The 7,545-nt window shown below is 63.4% G+C and carries 6 protein-coding genes and 1 pseudogene; 4 read left to right on the forward strand and 3 right to left on the reverse strand.

Going from position 1 to position 7,545, the window contains the following annotated elements; all coding sequences use genetic code 11:
• Window positions 1-30: 30 nt before the first annotated feature.
• Both J9611_RS04440 and mdlC read right to left on the reverse strand, forming a co-directional pair.
• The gene (locus tag J9611_RS04440) at window positions 31-1,380 is read right to left on the reverse strand and encodes an MFS transporter (RefSeq protein WP_211878060.1); all 1,350 of its coding nucleotides are present in this window, start codon (window positions 1,378-1,380) and stop codon (window positions 31-33) included.
• A 28-nt stretch (window positions 1,381-1,408) separates the two neighbouring features.
• Window positions 1,409-2,998: a benzoylformate decarboxylase gene (gene mdlC, locus J9611_RS04445; RefSeq protein ID WP_307857017.1), complete on the reverse strand. Its 1,590-nt coding sequence runs from the start codon at window positions 2,996-2,998 to the stop codon at window positions 1,409-1,411.
• A gap of 121 nt (window positions 2,999-3,119) precedes the next feature.
• Between mdlC and J9611_RS04450 the strand changes: the two genes are divergently transcribed.
• From J9611_RS04450 to J9611_RS04460, 3 genes are all read left to right on the forward strand, one after another.
• Window positions 3,120-4,025: a LysR family transcriptional regulator gene (locus tag J9611_RS04450; RefSeq protein ID WP_211878061.1), complete on the forward strand. Its 906-nt coding sequence runs from the start codon at window positions 3,120-3,122 to the stop codon at window positions 4,023-4,025.
• A gap of 58 nt (window positions 4,026-4,083) precedes the next feature.
• Complete coding sequence (locus J9611_RS04455) at window positions 4,084-4,995, forward strand: AraC family transcriptional regulator (RefSeq protein ID WP_211878062.1); 912 nt, start codon at window positions 4,084-4,086, stop codon at window positions 4,993-4,995.
• A 112-nt stretch (window positions 4,996-5,107) separates the two neighbouring features.
• Window positions 5,108-6,121 carry a carbon-nitrogen hydrolase family protein gene (locus J9611_RS04460; protein ID WP_211878063.1) on the forward strand — a complete coding sequence of 338 codons (1,014 nt, stop codon included), beginning with the start codon at window positions 5,108-5,110 and terminating at the stop codon, window positions 6,119-6,121.
• A gap of 35 nt (window positions 6,122-6,156) precedes the next feature.
• Here the strand turns inward: J9611_RS04460 and J9611_RS04465 are convergent.
• Window positions 6,157-6,285, reverse strand: a pseudogene (locus tag J9611_RS04465) (RidA family protein); the annotation flags it as partial.
• Window positions 6,286-6,475: 190 nt separating this feature from the next.
• Here J9611_RS04465 and J9611_RS04470 point away from each other — a divergent pair.
• Window positions 6,476-7,545 (forward strand): hypothetical protein (locus tag J9611_RS04470; protein WP_211878064.1); only part of this gene is annotated, 1,070 nt, incomplete at its 3' end.

Below are 7,545 nucleotides of genomic sequence, written 5' to 3' on the forward strand. Positions count from 1 at the left end.
GTGCCTTTCAATGCGGTGGTGGGTAATGAGTTACAGGGTGGCGGTTGCGGGTACCGGCCCGGATGTTGCGTTCTGGTGGATCCGGTCCCGGTACTTCCGGTTTGCGACAAGCGCAACGGCGATGACACCGACGACGCCGGGGGCGGCGAAGATAAGGAAGTTCTGCTGGAATGGCAGGCTCAGTGCCACGAGGGCGCCCCCAAGGCTGGGGCCGGCGATCGCACCGCACCGTCCCATGCCTGCCGCCCATCCAACCCCGGTGGTACGGATATGGACGGGGTAGTACTCGACGGCGAAGGCGTGGATGATCGACAGGACACCGATGGTGGCCGCGCCCGCGATGAACATGAGAGTGTTCAGCAGTATGGCGCCGGGGTTGAAGGACAGGGCGAAGAGCGACAGTGACGCGAGGCTGAAGTAGGTGATCAGCGTTCCCCGGAAAGTCCACCGGTCAGCGATCCACCCGCCTGAGATGGCCCCAACCAGGCCTCCGGCGTTGAGGACAACGAGCGTCCACAGCCCGGCTCCGAGTTCGTAGCCGGCCTGCTGCATGAGTTTGGGCAGCCAGGTGTTGAGCCCGTAGCTGAGGAGCATGCACATGGCGAAGAACAGCCAAATGAGGATCGAATTCAGGGCGTTTCCGCCTGAGACGAGCTGACGTACCCGGGAGTCCTCTGCCGCCCGCTGTTTCGAGGACGAGACGCTGCCGGGTTCGCACCCGGGATCGATGCGTCGAAGAATTTGTTCCAGGCGTGCACGTTCGCCCTTGAGGGCCAGGAACTCCGGGGACTCCGGAAGATAGCGAAGGATCAGGGGCAGCAGAAGGATTGATAGCCCCGCGACATAGAACACGCCGCGCCAGGACAGGACGGGCTCGATGTAGATCGCCAGCAAGGCGGCGGCTACACCGCCGACGGAGTACAGCGACGTCACCACGGTGACCATGAGGGCTTTCGATTTCCTGGGTGCGAACTCACTGGTCATGGCGATGAAGTTCGGTACCAGCCCGCCCAGGGCCACGCCCACGGCAAAACGGAGCGCTCCCATGGTGAGCGGGTCATTGACCCACGCGCAGGTGAACGAGGCGATGCTGGCAAGGATCAGGCAGGCGATGATGATGCTGCGACGCCCATGTTTATCGGCCAGGGGCGATACGAACAGGCCGCCGAAGAACATGCCGACGAGTGCCATGGATCCCAGCAGGCCGGCCGTGACAGCATTCATGTCCCATTCATCCATCAGGTGGGTTATGACCGTCCCGAAGGACACCAGGTCATAGCCGTCGGCAATCATCAGGAGGCCGCACAGAACCATGACACGTAAGTGGTAGGAGTTGAACTTGGCGTTGCCGACAACGTCGTCGACAGTGGTACTGGACATATTTATCCTTTGGTGACCGACCCGAAACTTACGCTTCGAATTGGGTGTGAATTTCAATCAGGGAAGGCCCGTGGCTCTCAAGGGCCTTTATAAGTGCGGCCTGGAGGGCTTCCTTGGTGCTGACTGACTCGGCAGCGACCCCGTAACCGCTGGAGATCTGCACGAAGTCGAGTCCCGGAACATCGAGGCCCGGGGTTTCGCCGGTACCGAGCAGCTTCGAGAAGCCGCGCAGTGCTCCGTAGGTACCGTTTTTCATGATCAGGAAGATGCACGGGATGTTGTACCGGGCTGCGGTCCAGAGGGCGGTAATACCGTAGTTGGCGGAGCCGTCGCCAATGATGCCGATGACGCGGCGGTCCTCGTGCGCCAGCTGTGCCCCTACGGTGGCAGGAAGCCCAAATCCAAGTCCTCCCGAGGCAGGGAAAAAGTAGCTGCCCTGCCGGTTAAGGTCCATCTGCTGCCAGAACGAGGCCGAGGTCGAGGTCGACTCTTTGACAAAGACAGTGCCGGCAGGGGCGGTGGTGCGCAGCACCTCAAATACCTCATCGGGATGAACCGAGTCGAAGCACCCTTCGGAGGCTGCCGGAATGTCCGGGAGTGCGGGTAACTGCGGCCGTGCGGTCTGCCGGACGGATTCTGCCAGGGTGCGTAAGGTGCCCAGCACCGAAGCGACAATGGAGTGACCCATGGGGGCCCTGGCGGCTTCACCGGCGTCGCTGGTCACGTGAACAATGCGGGTTCCGCTTTTCAGGTACTCGCCGGGAACATACTGGTGGTAACGGAACACCGGGGCACCGACAACGAGGACGAGGTCATGGCCGTCCAGGATCTCGGAGATGTCTTTTATGGAAGCCGGGAGCACGCCCCGGAAGCTGCGGTGACGGGTGGGAAACGGGCATCGTGACGCGGAAGGAGCGATCCAGACCGGGGCCGCAAGCTTGTCGGCCAGGGCAACGGCAAAATCGTTCGCGTAGTCGGCGTCCACTTCCGGGCCGAGGACCAGGACAGGATTTGCCGCCGCATTGAGCACGTCTGCCAGTTCCTGGGCCTGGTCTGCGCTGAGTGCCTGTGCCGCGACGGTGGTACGCCCGGCCAGATGGCGGGCTTCCGCCGGCGCCGTCTTGTCCCAGTCGTCGTACGGGATGGAGACGTACACTGGTCCCTTTGCCGGCAGCAATGCGGTGTGGATGGCCTGGCTGATGGACCGGGGGACGTCTTCGGCGCACAGCGGCTCGGCACTCCACTTCACCAGCGGCTTCGGCAAAGAGGTGGCGTCCACGTTGGCGAGCATTGCCTCCAGGCCGACCATGGACCGGACCTGCTGGCCGGCGGTAATGACCAGCGGAGAGTGCGAGTACACCGCATTGGTGAGTCCGCCCATGGCGTTGCCGGAACCGGACGCGGCATGCAGGTTGACAAAGGCGGCCGCTCCCGAGGCCTGCGCATACCCATCCGCCATCGAGATCACGGCGCCTTCGTGCAACCCGAGGATGTATTGAAAGTCCTCCGGGAAATCCTGAAGGAAGGGAAGCTCGTTGGAACCGGGATTGCCGAAGATCGTTGTCAGCTTGTTTTGCCGCAGGATCTCCATCGTTTCCCTGCGCACAGTTCTCGTCACGGGTAGGCCTCACTCTTGGTTTCGTGGTGCAAATCACACTCCTAGAAGCGTAGGAGCGACTTGATCATTTATCCAATAAATATTGCTGATATTCATATAGACCTCGTCTATGATGAAGTCCATGGAAGCCTACGATTTGAACCTGTTGCGGACGTTTGTCCGCATTTATGAGACTCGGAGCGTCACGCGGGCGGCCGAGCAGCTTTTCGTCAGTCAGCCTTCCGTGAGCTATGCCCTGGCCAAGCTTCGGAAGATGTTCAAGGACGAGCTCTTTCTCCGGGCGGCGGAGGGCCTGCAGCCTACGCAGCTAGCGACGGCCGTGTATCCGCAGTTGCGCCATTCCCTGGAGTCGATGGACAGCGCCGTTCAGGGTGTCACGGCGTTCCATCCTGCTACGTCACGGCACAATTTCCGGCTTCTCCTCACAGATATCGGTGAAATAGCACTGCTTCCCGCAGTCCTGAAGAGTATTGAGGAGTCGGCCCCCAAGACCTCGGTGGCGGTTCTCCCGCTTGCCTACGGCACTGCGAGGGAAGACCTCATTCACGGCAAGGCTGATGCCGCAATCTGCACCCCGCGAATTGATTCGTCGGACCTGTTTCGGGACCAGCTTTTGGTGCAGTCCTACTGGGGTATCTGTTCTGCATCCCACCCGCGGATAAGTGATGAGCCGACGGTAGAAGAATTCCTCAGCGAGCGGCAGATTGTCGTGAGTGAAGAACTAGGCCACGAGCATATCCAGCAACGCATGCGTGAGCTGGCTTACGATCAGCCCGCTGCGGTCAGGCTTCCGCACTTTTCGGCGCTGCCCCATGTGCTTGCCACGACGAGCTACGTCAGCGTTGTCCCGGTGCTCCTGGCGCAGATTTTCGTCGCCGATGGACGCATCAGGATGTTCAAGTTGCCGTTTTCGGTCGAACCAGGAAATGTCGCCTTGTATACGTATCGCAGGCCGAGTCCTACGCCTGCGGTCGACTGGTTGAGGGCCACGATTCGCGGTGCCCTTCAGAAGGTATCTGTTCCTTGACGGGTGCCTAAAGGCGCTTAGGGGCATTACACAGCCCGAAGTGCGTCATGATTAGCGCATGACACACCTGCAGGCACTCTCTGCTGACGAATGGGAATACGCTGTGTCGCAAAGCTTCGTTCCCCTTCGCGTCTCCCGGGTGTCGAGTGGCTTTACCGGAGCGATCTCCCGTCTGCGGCTCACCCCGCACTCGGCAATCAGCCGCGTGAAGTCCGCCGGATCCGTCCTGGAACGCACGCCATCAGCGGCCCTATCGGCAGAGACTCCAAGCGTCTTATTTGTTGCTCATTTAGGCGGACAGGCCCGGGTAACACAGAACAGCTCCGTCTCTGAGCAGAAGCCTGGGCAATCGGTGCTCTACGTCACGCACCGCCCGTACGAATTGGCGTTTCCGACGGCGATCGACGAACTGGTCTATCAGGTTCCTGTTTCCGGCCTCTCAACGTCGCCCCGTCGCCTCGATGCCCTCGCCTCAAGGTCCTTTGAGCCAACCACCCCGTTCCGGTTGCTTCGTACCTTCCTCACCGGTCTGTTGGAAGCTCATGACGACGACAACGCGGGCGGTCTTGCCCGCATCGCATTGGAGCTCTTGGATGTTGCCCTTGCATCCCTCGACGGCGTGCACCGAACCACATCGCCGGAAACGGCCCTCGTGTCGGTCAAACAGTTCATCCGCGAGCACGCAAACGATGCCGCGTTGGACCCCGCTGCCATCGCCGCCGCATTCCACATCTCCTTGAGGCACCTGTACAACCTCTTCGCGGAGACAGGCCAGAGTCCTGCCGACATGATCCGCGAGGCACGAGTCGACAGAGCCAAGCGGCTCCTCGTAACGGAACTGCACCGGCCCATCGCCAGTATCGCCCACGAATGCGGCTTCAGTGATCCAACGACCTTCACCCGGACCTTCAAGGCGAAGACAGGCCTGGGGCCGGGGGCCTACCGCCGCAAGGCGCCAGTGCACTCGTAATAGACGGGATGCACGGAATGCCGGTATGGGTGCATGCAACGATCTCCCATCCCCGTAAACGCCGATCTAGCCTGTGAAGGTACCTGCCCCAATATAGGAGGAACGGACCATCATGGTTGACTACACCAAGACCTTTACCGCGGCTGCAGTGCAGGCAGAGCCTGTGTGGCTTGATCTCGACGGCGGCGTGGAGAAAACGATCGCACTCGCCTGTGAAGCATCCGGTAATGGCGCTTCGATCGTTGCTTTCCCCGAGACGTGGATCCCCGGTTATCCGTGGTGGATCTGGCTCGACTCCGTAGCTTGGCAGTCCCAGTTCGTGGTGCGGTACGCGCAGAACTCCCTCGAACTCGACTCTTCCCAGTTCGAGCGCATCAGACAGACTGCAGCGGACCTTGGCATTGCGATTGCCCTGGGCTACAGCGACAGGGTGGGCGGGTCCCTTTATATGGGCCAGGCCCTCATCAGCAGCACCGGCGCGGTGCTGAAGACGCGGCGCAAACTTAAGCCTACCCACGTTGAGAGATCAGTCTTCGGTGACGGCGACGGCTCGGACCTCGCCGTCGTCGACTCCGAATTCGGGCGGCTCGGCGCACTCTGCTGCGCTGAACACCTGCAGCCGCTCACCAAATATGCCATGTTCGCCCAGCAGGAACAGCTGCATATCGCCGCGTGGCCCAGCTTCTCGGTCTACGAGGGAGCCGCATACCTCCTTGGGCCCGAGGTGAACACCGCCGCGTCTCAGCAATACGCCGTCGAAGGGCAGTCCTTTGTACTCGCACCAACCGGCATCATCGGCCAAGCAGCCTACGACGCCTTTGTCGACACAGAGGCCAAGAAAGAGCTATTGAAGCTCGGCGGCGGGCATGCCCGCATCTACGGACCAGACGGCCGCTCGCTGGCCAGCCCCCTCGCACCGACTGAAGAAGGCATCCTTTACGCGGACATCGATTACCGCGAGATCCTCGCCGCCAAAAACGCCTATGATCCCGTAGGCCACTACTCCCGCCCCGATGTCCTCCGCCTTGTCTTCAACGGGGCGGCCCAGTCCCGTATCGTCAATACGGAGGTCCCCGAGGCCGCCTGGGAAGACGCTCTCACCCTTGCGCCAGCCGGCGATGATTGACCTTAGCGGGCGGGCGTCCGGCAAGGACACATTGGCTAGACGCTTTTCTGGGCGACGAGTTCGATCTCGACCAGCATCTTGGGGTCCAGGAACGGCAGCACGTGGACCAGGGCGAGCGCGGGGCGGATCGCCCCGAAGACCTCGCCGTGGGCGCGTCCCTGATCCCCACCGGCGGGGCCATCGCCCGGGCGTGAGCACGCGGGGGATGCCGTGTGCTTTGGCTGCGCCAGGGAGGTTTTCCACATAGGCCAGACGGGCCCTGGTCCATGCCCACCGTGGCTTGTAGCGTCGGACCATGATGATTCACGCTGGTTTCGACGTCGAAATTCCTGCCCGCCGCAAGGATGCCGGCGAGTGACGGCATCGCGCAGCGCCTCAGGGCTCCGGGTCATTGCCCCGGCGTTCGTTGCCGCCGCGCCCGCCGGGGTGCGGATCCGCACCCGCCTCCACCCCACACCGGATGAAGAAGCCGCGCTGTTCGCGGTCGGCACGCACCTGGGATCCCTGTACCGGAAAGACCTGGCCGACAGGGTCCGGACGGGGAAGGTCCCTGCCGCCGCCCGGGGCCGGACGGAGCGCAAGCGCGGCCTGACCGCCCTGTCGTCCTCGCGGTGGGCCGGGAGCATCACCCGCGCCACGGAGGATCAGTACCAGTCCGGCGTGCGTGCCCTCGCCGCGGAGGTCAGCACGCTGCGCGCCGCCTGCGCCGCCATCCAGAAGCGCTCCGCCGTCCCGTGCGGCGCCGTCATCGCCCGCGTCCGGGGGTACAAGACCGCGGCCGAGCGGCACCGGAAGACCCGGCGCCTCGCCGCCCTGCAGGACCGGCTCACGGACGCGGAGGCACGGCTCGCTGCCGGGAAGCCCCGCATCGCCGCCGGCGGGGGCCGGCTGTGGCGCGCCCGGAACAACCTCGACGCGGCAGGCCTCACGCCCGCCCAATGGGAGGCCCGGTGGGCGGCCTCCCGGCTGTTCCTGACCGCCGACGGAGAATCCGGGAAGCGGTGGGGCAACGAAACCATCCGCATCGACACCGACGGGCGGCTGTCCCTGAAAGTCCCCGCCGTGATGGCCGCGGAGCATGGTGCGCGGCTGCATCTTTCCGTCCCGGTTCTGTTCCATCACCGCGCCGGCGAATGGCACGACCGTGCCGCGTCCAACATGAACATCCGCTACGACATCAGCCACAACCCCGGGACCGGGCGCTGGTACATCGACGCATCCTGGGGATACCGGGACCTGCCGGTCCCGTCCCCGGACAGCCTGCACGGCTCGCCCGCCCTCGGCGTTGACCTGAACGCCGGCCACCTGGCCGGCTGCGTCATCGACCCCTCCGGCAACCCCGTCGGGGCACCCCTGAGCATCCCGCCGGACCTGACAGACATCCCCGCGGCCACCCGGGACGGCAGGCTCCGCGCCGCCATCAC

The organism is Pseudarthrobacter albicanus (assembly GCF_018224015.1).
GTDB classification, from domain to species: Bacteria; Actinomycetota; Actinomycetes; order Actinomycetales; family Micrococcaceae; genus Arthrobacter; species Arthrobacter albicanus.

Bases quoted from the DNA above. Each gene is read 5' to 3' on its own strand.
- J9611_RS04440 (WP_211878060.1), bottom strand. From the start codon at position 1,380: ATGTCCAGTACCACTGTCGACGACGTTGTCGGCAACGCCAAGTTCAAC.
- J9611_RS04450 (WP_211878061.1), top strand. From the start codon at position 3,120: ATGGAAGCCTACGATTTGAACCTGTTGCGGACGTTTGTCCGCATTTAT.
- J9611_RS04455 (WP_211878062.1), top strand. From the start codon at position 4,084: ATGACACACCTGCAGGCACTCTCTGCTGACGAATGGGAATACGCTGTG.
- J9611_RS04460 (WP_211878063.1), top strand. From the start codon at position 5,108: ATGGTTGACTACACCAAGACCTTTACCGCGGCTGCAGTGCAGGCAGAG.